At 70.6% G+C, this 24,365-nt stretch carries 1 protein-coding gene (running past one end of the window); it reads right to left on the reverse strand.

Going from position 1 to position 24,365, the window contains the following annotated elements; translation table 11 throughout:
* Positions 1-24,365: the 3' portion of a non-ribosomal peptide synthetase gene (locus NI1_RS24460; protein ID WP_084523612.1), read on the reverse strand. It continues 3,922 nt past the right edge of the window; 24,365 of the gene's 28,287 nt are visible here — the last part of the coding sequence; its start codon lies off the right edge, out of view — the gene reads right to left on this strand; the stop codon is at positions 1-3.

The following is a 24,365-nucleotide window of genomic DNA, read 5'->3' on the forward strand; positions in this document are numbered from 1 at the left end:
TCAGCCGCGGGCCCGCAGCCGCGATTCCAGCAGCGGCGCGATCTCGGCGGCCTTGTCCGCGTTCAGCATTCCGGTATGCCACTCGTCGATGGCGATCTGATCGATGCGACCGGTGATGTGGCCGCGCCAGGTGTCGGCGAGGCGGTCCCGCCCGGCTTCGCGCCCCGCGGTGAAGAGCACCGCGTCACCGGCGAAGCGGCCGGGAAGATAGGGCAGCGGGTTGGAGAAGCTCTCCAGGACGCGCTGCACCTGCCGGGGCGCGAGGATTCCGGCACGGCCGATGCGGTCGGCGATCAGGTCGTAGAACTCGTCGAGCTCGCCGATCTCCGGAACGTCGTCCAATTCCAGGATGTCGCGCCAGCCGCCGAGAATGCGAGAGATCGCCGCGGTCACCTCTTTTCGCGTCGGTTCGACGGTCTCGCCCGCACCCGATTCGGGGGTGGCGTCGACCAGGGCCAGCAGCCCGACCGGCCGGCCCAGGTCCTGGAGTCGCACGGCCATGGCGTGGGCGATCTGGCCACCCAACGACCAGCCGAGCAGGTTGTAGGTGGCGTCGGGGTAGCGGTCCAGGATCTCGCGCACATATCGCTCGGCATAGGCGTCGACCGATTCGAGCCGGGATTCGTCGGCGACGATATACGGGTCTTGCAGTCCGTAGACGGGGCGGTCGGAGTCGAGATGGCCGACCAGCGCCCCGTAGACCCAGGCCAGGCCGCCGCCGGGGTGCACGCAGAACAGCGGCGAGCGGGTGCCGGAGGAGCGCAAGGGGGTCAGCACACCGAGTGAGATGTTCATCGGGTCGGCGCCGGTGTCCAAGGAACGCGCGAGCGAGGCCGGGGTCGCGTCCGCGAAGAGCTGGTCGTATCGCAGTTGCGCACCGGCGCGGGCATGCACCAGCGAGACGACTTGCACTGCGCTGAGCGAGTTTCCGCCCAGCGCGAAGAAGTCGTCGTCGGCGCCCACCCGCGTGACACCCAGTACTTCGGCGAAGACCTCGGCGATGAGCCGCTCGTGCGGTTTGGACGGTTCGCGGTAGACGCGGGCCGGGAGCTCCGGATCCGGCAGGGCCTTCCGGTCGATCTTCCCGGTGGCGGTCATCGGCATTTCGTCGAGCACCATCACCACGTCCGGCACCATGTAACCCGGCAGCTGCTGCCCCGCCGCGCAGCGAATGGCCTCCGGATCGACCTGAAGCCCCGGCGTCGCCACCACATATCCCACCAAACGCCCTGCGGTGCTGGGGCTTTCACCGTTTCGCGCCTCGCGGATCGCCGCTGCGGCCTGTTCGATCCCCGGCACCGCGACCAGTGCGGCCTCGACTTCGCCGAGTTCCAGCCGCTGCCCGCGCAGCTTCACCTGGAAATCGGATCGGCCGACGAATTCCAGGGTCGCCGAACCGGATTCATCGGCGACCCAGCGCACCAGGTCACCGGTTCGGTACAGGCGGTCCCCGGCGACGCCGAACGGGTTCGCGATGAAGCGGGTCGCGGTCAATCCGGCCCGGCCCCGGTAGCCGCGTGCCACACCGGATCCCGAGACGTACAGCTCGCCCACCACGCCCACCGGCACCGGCCGCAACCAGGCGTCCAGTACCGCCGCCGACATCCCGGTGATCGGTTCGCCGATCGCCGGCACGGCTCCCGGGACCAGCTCCGCCCCGGTCACCCAGATGGTCGCCTCGGCCGGACCGTACAGGTTGTGCATCTGGCGCAGGCCCGCCGAATCCGTGCCCGACCAGCGTTCGACCAGCTGTGCGGAGCATCGGTCGCCGCCGGTCAGCAGCACTCGAAGGTCTTCGAGCTCTTCGGGATTCAGCGTCGATGCCACGGCGGGTGTCAGGAAGGCATGGCTGATGCGCCGCTCCCGCATGAGCTCGCTCAGTGGTTGCCCGCCGTACACGTCGGCGGGCGCCATCACCAAGGTCGCGCTCGCTGCGAGCGCGAGCAAAAGCTCCAGTATCGCCGCGTCGAAAGTCCGCGCGGCAACGCCCAATACGCGGTCATCCGCGCCGATCTCGCAGCGGCGCAGATGGTCGGCCACCACGGACGCGAGTCCGGCGTGCGTGACGTCCACGCCCTTGGGTCGACCGGTGGAACCCGAGGTGTACACCACGTACGCCGTGCTGTCCGCCGGTATGCCACGACGGTCGGCAACGGTCAGCGCAGTAGCCCGGCACGCTGCCACCTCCGGCGACTCCGGGGCCACCCACATCACGCCGTCCTCCGGCAGGGAAGCGCGGTACTCCGGTGTCGTAATACCCAGCCGCACAGCCGAATCGGTGCAGACGAAACGATTGCGCTCCAGCGGATGCGCGGGGTCCACGGACAGGAACGCCGCGCCCGTCTTGGCGATCGCCCACACCGCGAGCACCCATTCGAGCGACCGGGGCACCGCGACCGCGACCACCGATTCCGGACCGGCTCCCAGTTCGATCAGCCTGCGCGCCAGTTGATTCGAGCGCTCGTCGAGCTCCCGGTAGGTCAGTCTCCGCTCACCGTCCACGATCGCGTCGCCCTCCGGGTTCGCGTTCACGGTGGCGTCGAGCAGCTCGGGCAACGTGACCGTTTCGCTCACGCACCGATCGTTGCGGCCCCAGATGTACAGCAGCTGTTCGCGTTCCGGCACCGACAGGCTGTCGATGCGATGCACCGGCAGACCCGGATCGGCGGCGATCGCGCCGAGCACGGCATGCAGCCGCCGCGCCAGCGTCGCCATGGTGGCCGCGTCGAAAAGGTCGGTGGCGTAGCTCATGCCGACCGGGATCGCGCCGGTGTGGTCGGGGGCATCGGTGAGGGTGAAGGTCAGGTCGAAGCGTTCGATGCCGGTGTCCGCACCGGATACCGCCGCCTCGACGCCGGGCAGCGAGAATGCGGCGGCATCGAGGTTGTGGAAGCCGAGCATCACCTGGAACAGCGGGTGGTGGGCTTGGCTGCGCGGCGGGTCCAGCACCTCCACGACCTGTTCGAAGGGGATCTCGGCGTGCGCGAACGCATCCAGGTCCACCTCGCGGATCGCGGCGAGCAGTTCGGTGCAGGTCATCGACTCGTCCACGCGGGCGCGCAGCACCACGGTATTGACGAACATGCCCACCAGGTCGTCCAATTCGGCCGATCCGCGCCCCGAAACCGGCGTTCCGACGGCGATATCGGCGCTGCCGGAGAGCCGGGCGAGCACGACGGCGAGGGCGGCGTGGAACACCATGAAGACGGTCGCGCCGCAGGTCTGCGCCACCCGTTGCAATGCGGCGACCAGTCCGGGTTCCAGGGTGAACTCGTGCCGGGCCCCGCGATGGGACGCGACGGCGGGCCGGGGTCGATCGGTCGGCAGTTCCAGCAGTTCGGGCAGTTCGCGCAGTTGCTCACGCCAGTATCGAAGCTGCTGTGCGAGCAGTGATTCCGGATCGTCGGCGGCGCCCAGCAGCGCGCGTTGCCACAGGGTGTAGTCGGCGTACTGCACCGGCATCGGCGACCAGTCCGGTTCCTGCCCGGCGCACCGGGCCGTGTACGCGGTGGCCAGATCGCGTGCCAGCGGGGTCATGGAGAACCCGTCCGCGCCGATGTGGTGCACCACCAGGACCAGCACGTAGTCATCGGGCGCGGGTGACAGCAATCGTGCGCGCAGTGGAATCCGTTCGGCCACATCGAAACCCGCGGCGACGATAGCGGCGACCTCGGCCTCGATCTCGTGTGCCCGCACCGGCCGCGGGGTCAGCTCGAGGTCCACGGCGCCGGCCAGGTCGGCGACGGGTGTCACCACCTGGTACGGCACGCCGTCCGCGTCCGGGTAGCGGGTGCGCAGTACTTCGTGACGGGCCAGCACATCCCACATCGCGGCCGACAGGGCGCCGGTGTCCACCGCGCCGGAGAGCCGCAGCACCAGGGGAATGCTGTAGGCCATCGATTTCGGGGCGAAGCGGTTCACGAACCACATGCGCTGCTGCGCGAACGACAGCGGTACACGTTCGGGGCGCTCCCAGGCGCGCAGCCGTGGGCGTTCCAGCGCCGGCGCACCGGTGATGCGGGAGTTCAGCAGGTCGGCCAGCACGCCCACCACCGAGGCTTCGAAAACGTCCCGGACCGCCACGGGCACGCCGACGCCGTCCGCCAGCCGGGCCGCCAATCGGGTTGCCGAGAGCGAATTCCCGCCCAGCGCGAAGAAGTCGTCGTCGAGGCCGATTCGTTCCACACCGAGCACTTCGGTGAATACCGCGGCCACCCGTTGCTCCACCGCGGTGGCGGGCGCACGGAACTCCGAGGTCGCGATGACCGGCTCCGGCAGGGCTTTGCGATCCACCTTGCCGTTGGTGTTCAGCGGCAGCCGGTCCAGGACCAGCACCGCGTCCGGGACCATGTACCGCGGCAGCCGCTCCCCCATCACCTTGCGGATCTGCACGGGGTCCAGCACCCGGCCCGGCCCGGCGACGACGTACCCCGCCAACCGGCCACCGGCTGCGCCGTTTTCGCCGGGGACGTGTACCACCACCGATTGTTCGATGCCGTCCAGCTCGCACAGCGCGGCCTCGATCTCACCGAGTTCCAGCCGCTGTCCGCGCACCTTCACCTGGAAGTCCGAGCGGCCCAGGTACATCAATTCCAGCTGCCCCGAACCGGATTCGGTTTCCGGCCCGCTGGCCGTCCAGCGAACCAGGTCGCCGGTGCGATACAACCGTTGTCCCGGTGCGCCGTACGGATCGGCCACGAAGCGGGCCGCCGTCAGCCCGGCGCGCCCGCGATATCCGCGCGCCACACCCGCGCCCGACACGTACAGCTCACCCACCACACCCACCGGCACCGGCCGCAGCCACGCATCCAGTACCAGCAATCGCAGCCCGGCGATGCCCGCACCCATGGTGATCGGATCGCCCGCCCGCAGTTCGCGACTGACGGTCGTGATGATGGTGGCCTCGGTCGGGCCGTAGGAGTTGAACATCCGGCGGACACCGGCGGTGTCGGTACCGGCCCAGCGCGCCACCAGCTGGGGCGCGAAGTGCTCACCGCCGACCCATACGACGCGCAGGTCGTCGAGGTCGCCCGGGTCGAGGGAGGCGGCCACCGACGGCGTCAGCCAGGCGTGGCTGACCCGGTGATCCCGCATCAGCTCGGTCAGCGGCCGTCCGCTGTAGACGTCGTCGGGGGTCATCACCAGCACGGCTCCGGCGGAGACGGCGAGCAGGAATTCCAGGACGACCACGTCGAATGTGCGTGCGCCGACACTCAATACCCGGGAACCGCTCTCGACCCCGTACCGATGGCGGTGGGCGGCGGCGAGTGCGCCGAGCCCGGCGTGGGTGACCTCGACGCCCTTCGGCCGGCCGGTCGAGCCGGAGGTGTAGACGATATAGACGGCATTGCCGGGGCGCACCGGGGCCCGCCGGTCCGCGTCGGTCACCGCGCTACCCGCGCAGGCGCCGACCGCCGCCGCCACGGTCGGGTCGTCGAACTCCAGCCAGGACGGCCCGTCATCGGGGAGTGCGGCGCGATGCCGGCTCAACGTGATCCCTACCCGCACAACGGAATCGGCGCAGACGAACCGGTTCCGGTCGAGCGGATGGGCGGGATCCACGGACAGGAATGCCGCACCGGCCTTGGCGACGGCCCACACGCTCAGCAGCCATTCGAGGGATCGGGAGACGCCGATCGCCACCACGGATTCCGGTCCGACGCCGTGCCCGATCAGGTAGCGGGCCAGGCGATTCGAGCGCTCATCCAGCTCGCGATAGGTGAGCCGCCGGTCGCGCTCCAGGATCGCGTCGCCGTCCGGGTTGGCGGCCACGGCGGCTGCCAGCAGCTCGGGCAGGGTCACGCCGCCGGGTTCGGCGCCGCCGAGGAGCCGCGCGTGCTCGTCGCGGTCCGCTGCTCGCAGCAGTCGCGCACGCTCGGGCACGGTGAGCAGCTCGAGCCGGCGTACCGGGGCCGCGGGGTCGGCGGTGATGGCGGCCAGCAGGTTTCGCAATCGCTCGCCCAACGCCACAACAGCCGCGGTGCCCAGCAGCTCCGGCCGGTATTGCAGCCGGATGCGCAAGGTGTCCTGCTGAATCACGGTGCAGGACAGTGCGTAATGCGTGGAGTCGGTGCCGGTCACGCCGGTCAGCTCGAGGCTGCCGAGGTCGGCCACCTCCCGGATTCGTTGCGCGTCCACGGGATAGGACTCCAGCACCATGGCGGTGTCGAAGAGCCGGTCGTGGCCGGTGAGCGTGTGAATGTCCGGCAGGCCGAGGTGATGGTGGTCGAGCAGCGCGGCTTGCTCGGCTTGAATCCGGGTCCACAGCGCGGCCACGGATTCGGCGGGGTCGAGCCGCACGCGGGTGGGGATCGTATTGATGAACAGCCCGATGGTGTGCTGGGCGGCGGGCAGTTCGGCGGGGCGCCCGGACACGGTGGCCCCGAAGACGATATCGGTGTGGCCGATGGACTGCGCCATCAGCAGCGCCCACGCCGATTGCAGCACGGTGTTCAGAGTTACGCCCGCGACCGCCGCGACGGCCACCAGGTTTCGGGTGGCGGCGGCGTCGATCACGATCGAGTGGTCGGCGGCTGCCTCGGTCGGGGCCCCGGCGTGGTCGCCGATCAAGGCCGGTTCGATCCCGTCGAGGGCGGCCGCCCAGGCGGTCAGCGCCGCTTCGCGGTCGCGAGTCGTCAACCACGCCAGGAAGTCTCGATAGGAGCCTGCGGGGAGGGCCGCGTCGTGACCGCCGGCGTATCGGGTGAACAGGTCCGTGACCAGCAGCGGCCAGGACCAGCCGTCCAGGATGACGTGATGGTCGGTCAGGATCAGCGCCCATCGATCGCCGGGCAGGCGGGCCACGGTGCAGCGCAGCAGTGGCGCGATGGCGAGTTCGAACCGGCGGGCCTTCTCGGCGGCGGCGAGGTGTGTCAGCGCCGCTTCCGCATCCGATTCGCCGGTCAGATCGACCACCTGCCAAGGCAATTCGACGTCGTCGCAGACCACGGCCACGCTCGCACCGCTGCCGATGGTGGTGAACGCGGTCCGCAAGCCCTGATGCCGCTCCAGCAGCCCGGTCGCGGCGGCGTGCAGCCGATCCAGGTCCAGTGCACCGGCGAGGCGCAGCACCACCTGCGCCGCATAGACATCGACGCCCGCCGCCTGGTCGGCCAGCTGGGCGTGGAAGAGCAGCCCGGCCTGCAACGGGGTCACCGGCCAGACGTCGGACAGCGAGGGATACGCGTGTTCGAGCGCGGTGACATCGGATCGGGTCAATTCGACCAGCGGGAAGTCCGAGGGTGAATACCCGCCCGCACCGGGTGTTTCGGCATGTGCGGCGATCGCGGTCAGCACTTCGCTCCACAGCGCCGCGAGTTCTTCGATATCCGCGGGGTCGAGCAGGGTGCGCGGGAAGCGGATATCGGCGCGCAACCGGTCCTCGACGACGATCGCGCTGATGTCGAGCGCCACCGTTACCGGGATCTCCGGGTCCGGCGGCACGGCCAAATCGCCCAGCCCACCGTCGATTCCGTCCGCGCCCGCGATCCGGCCCAGGTAGTTGAAGCCGATCCGGCCGGGCATGCGGTCCGGCAGCAGTGCGGCGGTTTCCCGGTTCAGGTAGCGCAGCAGCCCGTAGCCGATGCCCTTGTCGGGGATCGCGCGCAGGGTTTCCTTGACCGACAGCACGGCCGCGCCGATCGCGTCGCCCGGCGTGCGGGCGGCCGCGACATCGATGCCGGTCAGGTCGAATCGGACCGGGAACATGGTGGTGAACCAGCCGACCGTGCGCGACAGGTCGGCCCCGGGGACCGCCTGCTCTTCACGGCCGTGACCCTCCAGGCGCACCTTTACCGACGGCTCGTGGATGCCCCGGCGGGTGCGCCAAATACCCACGGCCACCGCCAGTCCCGCCAGCAGTCCGTCATTGACGCCGCCGTGGAAGACCTCCGGCACCCGCGTGAGCAGGGACCTGGTCACCGGCTCGGGCAGTTCGAGGCCGACCTGCTCGAGGGTGGCGGCGGTATCGATCGCGGGGTCCAGCTCCCGGCCGCCCCACAGCGGATCCGGGCCCGAGGCCATCCGCTGCCACAGCGCCAGCTCGGCCACCCGGCCGGGTTCGGCGGCGGCGCTCGCCAATCCGTGCGCCCAGCGCCGCATCGAGGTGCCTACCGGCTCGAGCGCCGGGGTGCCGCCGGTCCGGTCGCGAGTCAAGGCCGACAGCAGATCCGGTGCGAGCACACGCCAGGAGACGCCGTCGATCACCAGGTGGTGTGCCACGACGATCAGCCAGCCCGCTTCGCCTCCGGCCGGTGCCAGCCACACGAACTGGATCATCGTGCCGGCGGCGGGATCGAGCCGGTTCAGCGCCGAATGCAGTTGTGCGGCAGCGATGCCGGCGACCGCGCGGCGACCGGTCTCGGTATCGGCTTCGGCCTCGACGACGCAGCCGTGCAGTACCGCGTCGACATCGATCTCCGCGGCCGGCGCGACCACCAGCGACCAGTCGCCGGAGTCGCCGCGACGCAGACGCGACCGCAGCATGTCGTGCCGCTCGAGCACCGCCCGTACCGCGCCGGTCAGGGCGGTCTCGTCCACGCCGTCCGGCAATCGCAACACCACATGCTGATCGAAGCGGTCGAAACCCTTGCCCCACTCCACCATCCACCGCGCCACCGGCAGCAGCGGCAGCTCACCGACGCCGCCCCCGGCCAGCTCGGCCAGACCCGCGGCGGCCGCGCCGTCCGCGAGCCGGGCGCATATCGCCAGTCGCCCGGGGGTCCGCTGTTCGAAGACGTCACGCGGCCCGAACACGACGCCCCGGGCCCGCGCCCGGGCGACCACCTGGATGGAGACGATCGAATCCCCGCCCAGGGTGAAGAAGTCGTCGTCGACGCCGACCCGGTCCACGCCGAGCACCTCGGCGAAGGCTCCGGCCACGATCTCCTCGACCGGGGTGGATGGCGCGCGGAACTTCCGGGGCGCGAACACCGGCTCCGGCAGCGCGCGGCGGTCGATCTTGCCGCTGCTGGTGAGCGGGACGTCGTCGAGCACCACCACCAGGTCCGGCACCAGGTAGCCCGGCAGTCGTTCACTCACCGACTGCCGGATCCGTTCCGGATCCACGACGGTATTCGGCAGCGGGACAACGTATCCCACCAGACGCGCACCGGCGTCCTGCGCCGGAGCGTGCACCAGCGCCACGGCCTGTTCGATGCCCTCGATCGCCGTCAGCGCGGCTTCGACCTCGCCCAGCTCCAGGCGCTGCCCACGGACCTTCACCTGGAAGTCCGAGCGCCCGACGAAGGTCAGTGTCGCTGTCCCCGAACCGGATTCGCCGGCCTCCCAGCGCACCAGGTCACCGGTTCGATACAGCCGCTGCCCCGAGGCGCCGAACGGATTCGCGACGAACCGGGCCGCCGTCAGCCCGGCCCGGCCCAGATAGCCGCGCGCCAGACCCGCGCCCGCCACATACAATTCGCCGACCGCACCCAACGGCACCGGACGCAACCAGGCGTCGAGCACCAGCACGCCCGCACCCGCGATGGGATTGCCGATGCCGGGCGTCCGGCCCGGCGTCAGCTCGGTGCCGGTGACCCAGATGGTCGCCTCGGCCGGGCCGTACAGGTTGTGCACCCGGCGGCGGCCCGCCGTATCGGTGCCGGCCCACCGCGACACCAGTCGCGCCGGGCAGCGATCGCCGCCGGTCGCCAGCATTCGCAGGTCGTCGAGTCCGGCCGGGTCCAGGGACAGGGCCACCGCCGGTGTCAGGAAGGCGTGCGTGATCCGCCGCGCGCTCAGCAGTTCCCGGAGTGGTTCCCCGCCATACACTTCCGTGGGCGCGACGACCAGCGGCGCGGCACCCGATACGGCCAGCAGGAGTTCGAGGATCGCCGCGTCGAAGGTGCGGGCGGCGACCGCCAGCACTCGGGAGTCGGCATCGACCGCGCACCGCCGCACCTGGTCGGCCAGCACGGCGGCCAATCCCGCGTGGGTGACCTCGACGCCCTTGGGGCGTCCGGTCGAACCGGAGGTGTACACCAGATAGGCGGTATTGCCGAGGTGCGGCGTCGCGCGCCGGTCCGCGTCCGTCACCGCGCCGGCCGGTTGCGGCAGCTCGAGCCGGTCGAGATCGACCGCCGCCATCCCGCTGACCTCGAAGCCGAGATCGCCCCGGGTCAGCACGCAGCGCACCCCGGCGTCGACGCAGGTGAAGCGATTCCGGTCGGCCGGGTGGGCGGGGTCCAGGGACAGGAAGGCGGCTCCGGTCTTGGCGACGGCCCAGACCGCGAGTACCCATTCCAGTGAGCGCGGCGCCGCGATCGCCACCACGTCTTCGGTTCCGATGCCACGGCGGATCAGCATGTGGGCCAACCGATTCGAGCGATCATTCAGCTCGCGGTATGTCATCCGGCGCGCACCGTCGATGACCGCGTCGCCGTCCGGAGCGGCGGCCACTGCGGCCGCCAGCACGTCCGGCAGGGTGATGCCCGCGGCCGGAGCCCCGGCGTCGTCGAGTCCGTCGAGCGCGGTGAGGTCGAGATCGCAGGTGCCGATCCGGCCCCATTCGTGGACCAGGCGGTACCGCTCGGGCGCGGAGAGCGCCTCGACCGCACGCAGGTCCAGGGCGGGGCCGCGGGCGATGGTGCGCAGCACCCGGCGCAGCCGGTCGGCGAGTAGACCGATATCGGCGGCGTCGAACACTTCGGGCCGGTATTGCAGCCGAATCCGCAGGTCGTCCTGGAGCATTGCGGTGCAGGACAGCGGATAGTGGGTGGCGTCCTTGGCCGAGACGCCGGTGATGGCGAGATCGCCGTGGCCGACCGCGTGTTCGATATCGCGCATGTCCACCGGGTAGGACTCGAGCACCATCAGGGTGTCGAAGAGACCGTCGGTGCCGGTGTGCGCGTGGATATCCCGCAATCCGAGGTGATGGTGTTCCAGCAGCGCCGCCTGCTCGGCGTGGATGCGGGTCCACAGGCCGGTCACGGTCTCGCCGGGGTGCAGCCGGACCCGGGTGGGCACGGTATTGATGAACAGGCCGATGGTGTGCTCGGCGGCGGGCAGTTCGCCGGGGCGGCCGGAGACGGTCGCACCGAACACCACATCGGTGCGGCCGGTCAGCAGGGCCATCATGATCGCCCAGGCCGATTGCAGGACGGTGTTCACGGTGACGCCGGCGGAGGCGGCGGCGGCCACCAGTTCGCGGGTCTCGGCCCGGTCGATGGCGATCGCCTGTTCGGCCACCGTCGTGGATCCGGGATTCGTATTACCGGCGACCAGGGTGGGTTCCACGCCGTCGAGGGCTGCGGCCCACGCGCTCAGTGCGGCGGCGCGGTCGCGACTTGCCAACCACGCCAGGTAATCCCGATACGATCCGGGCGTCCAGCCCGGCTCGGCTCCGGCGTATTCGGTGAACAATTCGGTGACCAGCAGCGGATAGGACCAGCCGTCGAGGATGACGTGATGGTTGGTGAGAATCAAGGCCCAGCGGTCGGCGGGCATCACCACGAGCGTGAACCGCAGCAGCGGCGCCGCGCCGAGGTCGAAGGGGCGGGATTGTTCGGCCGCCGCGAGTTCGGCGAGACCGGTTTCGGGATCGGGATGCCCGGTCAGATCTGTTATCTGCCAAGGCAATTCGACATCATCGCAGACCACGGCGACAGTTGCGCCGTCGGCGGTGGTGGTGAAGGCGCTGCGCAGACCGCTGTGGCGGCGCACCACGGTGGCGGCGGCCGCACGTAACCGTGCCGGGTCCAGCGCACCGGTCAGGTGCAGCACCAGCTGTGCCACATAGGCATCGGCGTCGGTGCCCGCCAGTTCGGCGTGGAACAGCAATCCGCCCTGAAGGGGGGTCAACGGCCAGACGTCGGTCAGCGCGGGGTAGGCGTGTTCGAGCGCGGTGATCTCCGGTTGGGTGAGGGTCACCAGTCCGAAGTCCGATGGGGAATGCCCACCCGCACCGGGTGTTTCGGCGTATTCGGTGATCGTGGTCAGCACCTGCGACCACAGGTCGGCCAGCTCCCGGACCTCCGCCGGGTCCAGCAGGGTGCGCGGGAATCGGAACACCGCCCGCAGCTGGTCCTCGATCACGATCGCGCTCACGTCCACCGCGACCGTCACCGGCATCGCCGGATCGGGTGGCGCGGTGAGCTCGCCGAGACCGCCGTGCAGGCCGCCGCTGCCGATATCGGCGGCCGAGATCCGGCCCAGGTAGTTGAATCCGATCCGCCCCGGCATCCGATCCGGCAGCAGCGCACCGGTTTCCGCGTTGAGGTAGCGCAGCAGGCCGTAGCCGATGCCCTTGTCCGGGATCGAGCGCAGGGTTTCCTTGACCGAGCGCACGGCTGCGACGGCGTCGATGCCGTCCAAATCGAATCGGACCGGGAACATGGAGGTGAACCAGCCGACGGTACGCGACAGGTCCGCGCCCGCGACCACCTGTTCTTCGCGCCCATGCCCTTCCAGGCGGATCAGCACCGAGGGATCGTCGATACCGCGCCGTTCGCGCCAGATCCGCACGGCCACAGCCAGTCCCGCGATCAGGGCGTCATCGGCGCCGCCGTGGAAGACGGCGGGCACGCGCGAGAGCAAGCCCCGGGTGATCGGCTCGGGCAGCCGCAGGTCGAGCTGTTCGAGGGTGGACGCGGTGTCGATGGCGGGATCGAGTTCCCGGCCGCCCCAGACCGGGTCGGTGCCCGCGGCCATCCGCTGCCACAGTTCCAGCTCCGCCACCCGCACCGGGTCCGTCGCGGCGGTGCGCAGCCCGTGCGCCCACCGCCGCATGGACGTCCCGACCGGCTCCAGCTCCGGAACCCGACCGGCCACCGCCTGTTCCAGCGCGGAGAGCAGATCGGGCACCAGCACCCGCCACGAGACCCCGTCGACCACCAGGTGATGCGCCACCATCAGCAGCCAGCCCGGCGTCCCGTCCTGCGGGTCGAGCCAGACGACTTGGACCATCACGCCGTCGGCCGGGCGCAGCCGGTGCATTGCCGAATCGAGTTCCACCGCAGCGATTTCCGCGATCGCCGCCCGGCCTGCCGGGGTGTCCGCGCCGGGCTCGAGTTCGCGACGATGCAGCACCGCCTCCGCGTCCGATTCTCCCGGCGCGGCCACCAGCAGCGACCATTCGCCGGTCCGTTCGGACCGCAGCCGCGAGCGCAGCATGTCGTGACGATCCAGCAGCGCGGTCAGCGCCGCGTTCAGCGCGGGCCGGTCGACGCCGCCGGGCAGGCGCAGCACCACGTGCTGTTCGAATCGGTCGAATCCCCTGCCCCACTCCACCATCCACTGCGCGACCGGCAGCAGCGGCACCTCGCCGCGGCCGCCACCGGGCAGCTCGGCCAGACCGGCGACCGGACCGGCGGTCTGCGCGCCGGCTGCCAGCCGAGCCGGGGTGCGCTGTTCGAAAACGTCTCGGGGACCGAACATCACCCCGCGGGCGCGGGCCTTGGCCACCACCTGGATGGAGACGATGGAGTCGCCGCCGAGTGCGAAGAAGTCGTCGTCCACGCCGACCCGGTCCACGCCGAGCACCTCGGCGAAGACCGCCGCGACGATCTCCTCGACCGGGGTGGACGGGGCCCGGAATTCCCGGGCCGACAGGATCGGTTCCGGCAGCGCCCGCCGATCCACCTTGCCGGTGGTGGTCAAGGGCAGTTCGTCGAGCACCATCACCACGTCGGGGACCATGTAGCCGGGCAGCCGATCGGCGGCCGCCTGCCGGATCCGCGCCGGGTCGATCACACCGCCGGGGCGGGCGACGACATAGCTCACCAGCCGTGGCCCGGAATCCGCGGGCGCACCGGGGGTATGGACGATGGCGACGGCCTGTGCGATCCCGTCGATTTCGCAGAGCGCGGCTTCGATCTCGCCGAGTTCGAGGCGCTGCCCGCGCACCTTCACCTGGAAGTCGGCCCGACCGACGAAGGTGAGTACGCCGGTGCCGGAATCGGATTCGACGCCCGTCCAGCGCACCAGATCACCGCTCCGGTACAGCCGGTCGCCCGCCGCGCCGAACGGGTTGGCCACGAACGCGGCGGCGGTCGCCGCCGGACGGCTCAGGTATCCCCGGGCCAGTCCCGCGCCCGAGATGTACAGCTCGCCGATGACACCCACCGGCACCGGGCGCAGGGACGCGTCCAGCACCAGCACGCCCATGCCGGGAATAGCCGAGCCCAGCTCGATCGGATCACCGGCGCGCAGTTCGCCGCTGATCATCATGATGATGCTGGCCTCGGTGGGGCCGTAGGTGTTGAAGAACCGGCGCTGCCCCGCCGTATCGGTACGCGACCAGCGGTCGACGAGGCGCGCCGGGTAGCGTTCGCCGCCGACCGTCAGCACCCGCAGCTCGTCCAGGCCCTCGGGTTCGAGGGAGGACACCACCGACGGGGTCAGGAAGGCGTGGCTGATGCGCCGCTCGCGCATCAGTTCGGTGAGCGGCTGCCCGCCGTAGACGTCGGCGGGCGCGATGACCAGGGCCGCGCCCGCCGGGACCGCCAGCAGCAGTTCCAGCATCGCGGCGTCGAAAGTGCGTGCGGAGACGCCCAATACGCGGGCATCGGCATCGATCGCGTAGTCGCGGCGCTGCGCGGCGGCGACCGCCGCCAGGCCGGCATGGGTGACCTCCACGCCCTTCGGTTTTCCGGTGGAGCCCGAGGTGTAGACGATGTAGGCGGTATTGCCGGGCCGCAGCGGCGCGCACCGGTCGGCATCGGTGACCGGCGCCGGCGGATGGTGCTGGATCGGATCGGTCACCGCCGGAGTATCCAGGGACAGCCAGGCGATATCGTCCTGCGGCAGGGTAGCCACATATCGGCTCGCTGTAATCCCCAGCAGCACACCGGAATCGGCGCACATGAAGCGATTGCGTTCGAGCGGGTACGCGGGGTCGAGGGACAGGAATCCCGCGCCGGACTTGGTGATCGCCCACACCGCGAGCACCCATTCGAGCGAGCGCGGGAGCGCGACGGCGACGACGGACTCCGGGCCGATCTCGCGCGCGATCAGCAAGCGGGCCAGCCTGTTCGAGCGTTCGTCGAGCTCCCGATAGGTCATCCGCCGGTCCCCGTCGACGACCCCGTCGCCGTCGGGATTCGCGGCTACCGCGGCGGCCAGCAGGACGGGCAGCGTCACGCTGTCCGCGGCCACGTCGAGGTCACCGAGATCAGGGGTGCCGGTGCGGGCCCATTCCTCGGCGAGCAGGCGGCGTTCGCACGTGGACAGCAGGTCGATATCGCGCACCGCGACGGCGGGATCGGCGGTGATCACGCCGAAGACCCGTTGCAGGCGTGCGGCCAGTGTCGCGATCGAGGCCGGATCGAAAAGCTCGGTGGCATAGCCGATATCGACCGGAATCGCGCCCTGCTCGTCGGGTGTGTCGGTGAGTGTCAGCGTCAGATCGAAGCGTTCGACGCCGGTATCGGCGCGCACCGGCGTCACCGCGAGGCCCGGGAGTTCGATGCTCGCCCGGTCCAGGTTATGGAAAGCGAGCAGCACTTGGAACAGCGGGTGATGGGCCTGGCTGCGCGGCGGATCCAGGGCCTCCACGACCTGTTCGAACGGAATCTCCGCGTGCGCGAAGGCATCCAGGTCGACCTCGCGCACGTGCGCCAGCACCGCGGCGAAGGAGGCCGCGGCGTCGGTGCGGGTGCGCAGTACGACGGTATTGACGAACATCCCGACCAGGTCGTCCAGCTGCGCCGAGCCGCGACCCGAAACCGGTGTTCCGACAGCGATATCCGAGGTGCCGGACAAGCGCGACAGCACCACGGCCAGGGCGGCGTGGAAGACCATGAACAGGGTCACGCCGTGGGCGGCGGCCAGGTCGCGCAGATCCGCCACCACACCTGGCTCGAGGGTGAAGCCGTAGGTCGCGCCGCGATGCGATGCGACGGCCGGGCGGGGGCGGTCGGTCGGCAGCGCCGAAACGTCCGGGAGACCGCGCAATCGATCGACCCAGTAGCGTTGCTGCCGGGACAGCAGCGACTGCGGATCGTCCGCGGAGCCGAGCAATTCGCGCTGCCAGAGTGCGTAATCGGCGTACTGCACGGGCAGCGGTGACCAATCGGGCCGCTGTCCGGCGGACCTGGCGGCGTAGGCGGCGGCCAGGTCGCGGGCCAGCGGACCCATCGAGAAGCCGTCGGCCCCGATGTGGTGCACCACCAGCACCAGTACGTGTTCGTCGGGGGCGAGTGCGAGCAGTCGCGCGCGAATCGGAACCTGTTCGGCCACATCGAAACTCACCGATACCAGGTCCGAGACCGCACCCGTGAGATCCGCCGCGCCGACCGGCTGCGGCGCGAGATCGACGTCCACGGCGGCCGCGAGCTCCGGCTCCGGCACCACACGCTGGCAGGGCACCCCTTCGACGTCCGGATAGCGGGTGCGCAAGACCTCGTGCCGGGCGAGTACATCCCGGACGGCGGCCGACAGCGCCGGGGCATCGAGTGCGCCGGAGAGACGCAGCACCATCGGAATGCTGTAGGCCACCGAGTCCGGGGCGAACCGGTTCACGAACCACATGCGTTGCTGCGCATACGAAAGCGGGACGACCTCGGGGCGCGGCCGCGGCCGCAACCGCGGGCCGCCGGACCCGGTGGTCGATTCCCGGGCCGCCAGCGCCGCGGCCAGCTCCCCCACCCGCGGGGTCTCGAATACCTCACGCACCCCCACGGTCTCGCCCACAGCCTCGGAGAGTCGCGCCGACAATCGGGTCGCCGACAGCGAATTCCCGCCCAGTGCGAAGAAGTCGTCGTCCAGGCCGACCCGGTGCACGCCGAGAACCTCACCGAATACCCGGGCCACAATCGTGTCGGTCGCCGTGCGCGGCGCGCGATAGCCGGCGCGCTCCACCACCGGCTCCGGCAGGCTCGACAGGTCGACCTTGCCGTTCACCGTCAGCGGCAAGGCGTCCAGGGCCAGCACCACATCGGGCACCATGAAGCCCGGCAGGCGCCGGCCCGCCGCCCGCCGCACCCGGGCCGGATCCACCGCCCAGCCCTCGCGCGCCACCACGTAGGCGACGAGCCGCACGCCCGCACCGGATTCCGGCGCGTGCACGAGCGCGACCGCCTGGTCGATGCCGTCGAGCGCGCACAGGACGGCTTCGATCTCGCCCAGCTCCATGCGCTGGCCGCGCACCTTCACCTGATGGTCGGATCGGCCCGCGAAGACCAGAGCCGCTGCGGCCGAATCGGATTCGCCGGCCACCCAGCGCACCAGGTCGCCGGTGCGATACCAGCGTCGCCCGGATCCGGACGGGTCCGCGATGAATCGGGCCGCGGTCAAGCCCGGCCGGCCGCGATAGCCCCGAGCCACGCCGGGACCCGAGACGTACAGTTCGCCCACCACCCCGGCGGGGACCGGACGCAGCCAGCCGTCCAGCACCATGGCGGACATGCCGCCGATGACCGATCCCATGGTGACCGGATCACCCGCTCGCAGTTCGGGACTGCCGGTCACCCAGATGGTGGCTTCGGCCGGGCCGTAGAGGTTGTACACCCGCCGGCGGCCGGCGGTATCGGTGCGGGACCAGCGCGATACCAGGGCCGGTGGGCAGGCTTCGCCCGCCGCGATCAGCACCTCGAGCGCATCCAGTCCGGCGGGATCCAGCACGCCCGCCACGCTGGGCGTGAGGACGGCGTGGGTGACGTGTTCGGCGCGCATCAGCTCGGCCAGGGGTTGCCCGGCGTACACGTCCGGGGGTGCGATCACAAGCGTCGCACTGCCCGAAATCATCAGCAGCAGTTCGAAGATCGCGGCGTCGAAGGTGCGGGCCGCGACGCCCAGCACCCGCGATTCGGGGTGCACGCCGAACCGGTGGCGTTGCCCGCCGCACACGCCCGCCAGCCCGGCGTGGGTGATCTCGACGCCCTTCGGGCGACCGGTGGAGCCCGAGGTGTAGACCACGTACGCGGTATCGGCGGGGTGCACGGCGGCGTCCGGGCGCGCGGGCGGGAGCTGTTCGAATCGAGCGCGGACTTCGGGTTCGTCCACTGCCAGCCACGCCATGTTCGCCGCGGGCAGGGCACCGAGATAGCGGGAGACCGTAATCCCCACGCGCGCACCGGAATCGCCGCACATGTATCGGTTGCGTTCGAGCGGATGCCCGGGATCCAAGGACAGGAAGGCCGCTCCGGACTTGGCGACGGCCCAGACCGCCAGCACCCATTCGAGCGAGCGCGGTACGCCGACCGCCACCACCGACCCGGACCCGATGCCATGCTGGATCAGCAATCGCGCCAACCGATTCGAACGTTCGTCGAGCTCCCGATACGAGACCCGCCGATCCGCGTCCACCACCGCGCAGCCATCCGGGTCGGTGGCGACCGCACCCGCCAGCAGCTCCGGCAGGGTCTCGGTGGTCGTGCGCACGGTGGCCAGGTCCAGCGCCGATCCCCGGCCCCACTCGCGCAGCAGCTGTCGCTCCGACGCCGGGAGCACCTCGAGATCACGTAGCGCGACGGCCGGGTCGACGGTGATCGCACGCAGCAGCTGTCGCAGTCGCGCGGCGATCGAGGTGACAGTGGTCGGGTCGAACACTTCGGGCCGGTATTGGAGCCGGATCCGCACCCCGTCCTGCACCGTGACGCTGCACGTCAAGGGATAGTGGGTGGAGTCGGTGGCGGTGACGCCGGTGACTTCGAGATCGCCGTGCGCGGTGAGCTGCCGAATACCTTGCACGTCAACGGGATAGGACTCGACCACCATCACGGTGTCGAACAGGCTGTCGTAGCCGGTGAGCGTGTGGATATCGGTCAGTCCGACGTGATGATGCTCGAGCAGGGCCGCCTGCTCGCCCTGGATACGTCCCCACAGGTCGGTGAGGCGTTCGGCCGGGCGCAGCCGTACCCGGGTGGGAATCGTATTGACGAACAAGCCGAGAGCGGTTTCGGCACCGGGCAATTCGGCGGGGCGGCCGGAGACGGTCACGCCGAAGACCACATCCGTGCGACCGCTCAGCTGGGCCACCAGGACCGCCCACACCGATTGCAGGACGGTGTTCACGGTCACTCCGGCGGCAGCCGCCACGGCCGTCAGGTCGCGGGCGGCGGCGTCGTCGAGCGCGATCCACTCTTCCTCCACCGCACCGGAATTCGCTACCGGATCGGCGACCAGGGTGGGTTCCGCACCGGCGAGGGCATCGGCCCACGCGGTCAGCGCGGCTTCGTGATCGCGAGTCGTCAACCACGACAGGAAGTCTCGATACGATCCGGCCTGAACGCCGGTGTCGGGGCCACCGTCGAGATAGCGGGTGAACAGCTCGGCGATCAGCAGCGGGTAGGACCAGCCGTCGAGGACCAGGTGGTGGTTGGTGAGGATCAGGGCCCAGCGATCATCGCCCAGTTTCGCCAGCGCGAACCGCAGGAGGGGCGCGACCGCCGGATCGAAGCGGTAGGCCCGCTCCGCCTCGGTGAGCGCCCGCAACGCCGCCTCGGGATCGATGGCATTCGTGAGATCTGCCAGCTGCCAGGGCAATTCGAGGTCATCACAGACCACTGCCACGCTCGTGCCGGTGCCGGTGGTGGTGGTGAACGCGGTCCGCAAACCCGCGTGCCGATCCAGCAGCGCGTGTGCCGCCCGATACAGACGATCCGGGTCCAGATCACCGGTCAGGCTCAATACCAGTTGTGCGACATAGGCATCCGGTTCGGCGCTGCCGGCGAGTTCGGTGTGGAACAGCAGCCCCGCCTGCAAAGGCGTCACCGGCCACACCTCGCGCAGCTCCGGATAGGCGCGGTCCAGGGCGATGACATCGGATTGCGGCAGCGGCACGAGGTCGAAGTCCGACGGGGAATGCCCACCCGCACCGGGGGTTTCGGCATGGGCGGCGATGGCGATCAAAGCCTCCGCCCACAATCCGGCCAGTTCTTCGACCTCCGGCCGGTCGAGCAGGGTGCGCGGGAACCGGAACCCGGCCCGCAGCCGATCGTCGATGACGATCGCGTTCACATCCACGGCGGTCGTCACCGGCTGCCGCGGGTCGGCGGGCAACTGCGATTCGGCCTGTCCGCCGCTGAGCTGTCCGAGGTAGTTGAAGCCGATCCCGCCCGGCATGCGCTTGGGGAGCTGTGCGCCGGTTTCCTGGTTCAGGTAGCGCAGCAGGCCGTAACCGATGCCCTTGTCCGGGATCGAGCGCAGGGTGTCCTTGACCGACCAGACCGCCGCCGCGACGGCTTCGCCGCTCTCGACATCGATGCCGGTCAGGTCGAGCCGGACCGGGAATACGGTGGTGAACCAGCCGACGGTGCGGGACAGGTCGGCTCCCGGCACCGCCTGCTCTTCGCGGCCGTGGCCTTCCAGCCGCACCAGCAGCGTGGGCTCGTCGATCCCCCGGCGTGAGCGCCAAATACGCACGGCCACCGCCAAACCGGCCAACAGCCCGTCGTTGACGCCGCCGTGGAAGATCGCCGGCACCCGCGACAACAGGGCCCGGGTCACCGATTCGGGCAGCTCCACGTCGACCTGTTCGAGCGAGGCCGGGGTGTCGACGGCGGGGTCGAGTTCCCGCCCGCCCCACACCGGATCCGGTCCCGATACCATCGCCTGCCACAGCGGCAGCTCGGCCGAGCGTGCGGGTTCGGTTGCGGCGCTGACCAATCCGTGTGCCCAGGTGCGCATCGAGGTGCCCACCGGCTCCAGCACGGGTACGCCGCCCGCCGCGATCTGTTCGAAGGCCGACATCAGATCCGGTACGAGTATCCGCCAGGAGACGCCGTCGACCACCAGGTGATGCGCCACCACGAGCAGGTGTCCCGCCTCGCCACCGGCGTCCAGCCACACGAACTGCACCATCACACCCGCTGCCGGATCCAATCGGCCGGCGGCCGCGGACAGCTGTGCCGCGGTGATATCCGAATCGGCATCGACGGCCGCGGGGACCGGGCAGCGATGCAGGATCGACCCGGCGTCCACGCTGCCCGGCGGCGAAACCAGCAGCGACCGTTCGCCGCCGGATGCGCGATGCAGCCGGGACCGCAGCAGGTCGTGCCGGTCGAGCACCGCGGTGACGGCCGTGCGCAGACCCGTCTCGTCGATTCCGGCCGGGAGCCGCAGCAGCATGTGCTGTTCGAAACGGTCGAACCCGCTGTCCCACTCCAGCATCCAGCGCGCGACCGGCAGCAGCGGCAGCTCGCCCACGCCACCGCCGGGCAGCTCCGCGAGCATTTCGGCGGGCACGTCATCGGCGGCACGGGCGACGAGCGCCAGGCGGGCGGCGGTGCGCTGCTTGAAGATGTCACGCGGCCCGAACAGCACACCGCGAGCGCGCGCCTTGGCGACCACCTGGATCGAGACGATGGAGTCGCCGCCGAGCGCGAAGAAGTCGTCGTCGATGCCCACCCGGCCCGCCCCCAGGACGGCGGCGAACACCTCGGTGATGATCTGTTCCACCGGTGTGGAGGCGGCCCGGAATTCCCGGGTTTCGGCCACCGGTTCCGGCAGCGCGCGCCGATCGACCTTGCCGCTGCTGGTCAGCGGGAGTTCTTCGAGCGCCATCACCACATCCGGGACCATGAATCCCGGCAAGCGCTCCCCCACCGCCTGCCGGACCGCCGCCGGATCGACCGAACAGCCGGCTCCGGGCAGCACGTAACCCACCAGCCGCGCACCGTGCACCACCGCGACGGCCTGCTCGATGCCTTCGACAGCGGCCAGGGCGGCTTCGACCTCGCCCAGCTCCAGGCGCTGCCCGCGCACCTTGACCTGGAAATCGGAGCGGCCCACGAACACCAAAGTGGCCGCACCTGATTCGTCGGCCATCCAGCGCACCAGGTCACCGGTCCGGTACAGCCGCCGACCGGGCGCACCGAACGGATCGGCGACGAACCGCTCCGCGGTCAGCCCCGCCCGGCCGCGATAACCGCGCGCCACACCGGGACCCGAGACATACAGCTCACCGACCACCCCGATCGGCGCCGGGCGCAACCACCGATCCAGTACCACCACGGACATGCCGTCGATCGGTGCGCCGATGGCCGGGCTCCGCCCCGGCAGCAGCTCCGTCCCGGTCACCCAGATGGTCGCTTCGGCCGGGCCGTACAGGTTGTGCACCCGGCGGCGGCCCGCCGTATCGGTCCCCGCCCACCGCGATACCACCGGTGGCCCGCAGCGATCGCCACCGGTCAGGACGGTCCGCAACTCGTCGAGCCCCGCCGGATCCAGCGACAGGGCCACCGACGGCGTCAAGAACGCGTGCGTGATCCGCTGTTCCCGCAGCAACTCCCGAAGCGGTTCGCCGCCATACACATCCGGTGGCGCGATCACCAGCGTGCCGCCCGCCGACAAGACGAGCAGCAGTTCCAGGATCGCCGCGTCGAAGGTCCGCGCCGCCACGGCCGGCACCCGCGAATCGGTATCGGCGGCACACCGTTGCCGATGGTCGGCGACGACGGCGGTGAGACCGGCGTGGGTGACCTCGACGCCTTTCGGGCGTCCGGTCGAACCCGAGGTGTAGACGATGTAGGCCGGATTGTCCCGGTGCACGGCCGCGCGGCGCTCCGCATCGGTCAGCGGCGCGCCGCCGAGTTCGGGCAGCTCGAGATCACCGCCGGTGAGGATCAGCCCGGCACCGGAGTCCGTGCACACCAGGCGATTCCGTTCGGCGGGATGCGCCGGATCCAGCGACAGGAAGGCCGCACCGGCCTTGGCGATCGCCCACACCGCCAGCACCCACTCCAGCGACCGGGCGATCTCGACCGCCACGACGGTTTCCGGTCCGGCACCGCGCTCGATCAGCCCGCGCGCCAGCCGATTGGATCGCTCGTCGAGCTCGCGGTAGGACATGCGCCGGTCGCCGTCCACGATCGCATCGCCGTCGGGATTCGCCGCCACCGCCGCGGCCAGCAGGCCGGGCAGGGTCAGCTCAGCAGTCGACGTGGCGGTGTCGTGAGTTCCGTTGCGCCCCAACTCGTGTACGAGGCGATGCCGCTCCGGCGCGGACAGCACGTCGATATCCCGCACCGGCGCGGTGGGCTCGACCGTGATGGTCCGCAGTACCGTTTGCAGCCGGTCGACGAGGCCGGCGATGGTCTCCGGTTCGAAAAGGTCGGTGGCATAACCGAGTTCGACCGGAATGGCACCGTCACCGTCGGGTGTGTCGGTCAGCGTGAAGGTCAGATCGAAACGCTCGGTGCCGGTCTCGGCGCCCGTCGCCGACACCGTCACACCCGGCAGTTCGAGCACGGCCTGGTCCAGATTGTGGAAGGCCAGCATTACCTGGAACAGCGGATGATGGGCCTGACTGCGCGGCGGATCCAGCGCCTCCACGACCTGTTCGAACGGGACCTCCGCCTGCGCGAACGCATCCAGGTCCACACCGCGGACCTGCGCCAGCAGTTCGGTGAACGGCTTCGACTCGTCCACCAGGGTGCGCAGCACGACCGTATTGACGAACATGCCGATCAGCTCGTCCAGCTCCGCCGCGCCGCGCCCCGAAACCGGTGAGCCGATCGCGATATCGGCGCTGCCGGACAGCCGCGACAGCACCACCGCCAGGGCGGCGTGGAACAGCATGAACACCGTCACGCCCCGGTCCTGCGCGAGCGCCCGCAGGCCGCGGACCACGTCCGGGTCCACCGCGAAGGTGTGCCGCGCGCCCCGATGGGAGGCGATCGCGGGCCGGGGGCGATCTGCGGGCAGCTCCAGCAGTTCGGGGAGATCGCGCAATTGCTCTCGCCAGTAACGTATCTGCCGCGCGAGCAGCGATTGCGGATCGTCCTCGGTCCCGAGCAGTTCCCGCTGCCACAGCGTGTAGTCCGCGTACTGCACCGGCAGCGGCTGCCAATCCGGTTGCCGCCCGGCGCACCTGGCGGCGTAGGCGATCGCCAGATCACGCGCCAGCGGCCCCATCGAGAAGCCGTCGGCATTGATGTGATGCACCACCAGCGCCAGCACGAACTCGTCGCGGCCCAGCGTCAGCAGCCGCGCGCGCAGCGGAACGCGTTCGGCCACATCGAATCCCACCGCCGCCAGCGCCGCGAGTTCGGCTTCCGCCCCGGCCGCGTCGACCGGCAGCGCGGTCAGCCGGATATCGGCCGCCGCATCCAGCCGTTCGACCGGCGTCACCGCCTGGTACGGCACGCCGGCGATGTCCGGGTACCTGGTGCGCAGCGCCTCGTGCCGCCCGAGCACATCCGTTACCGCCGCGGCGAGGGCGAATTCGTTTACCGCGCCGGACAATCGGATCAGCATCGGGATGTTGTAGGCCGCCGATTCGGGGTCGAAGCGGTTGACGAACCACATCCGCTGCTGCGCGTACGACAGCGGCATCCGCTCGGGCCGTTTGCGCCGCAGCAATCGGGGACGCTCGTCCGAGGGCGCGGTATCGGTCAGCCGTGCCGCGAGCAATGCGGCCAGGTCCGCGGCGACCGAGGCGTCGAACACATCGCGCACCGTGACGGTGACGCCGAGCGCCTCGCAGA

Origin of the sequence: Nocardia inohanensis NBRC 100128, from assembly GCF_001612945.1 — a bacterium.
Taxonomy (GTDB): Bacteria; Actinomycetota; Actinomycetes; order Mycobacteriales; family Mycobacteriaceae; genus Nocardia; species Nocardia inohanensis.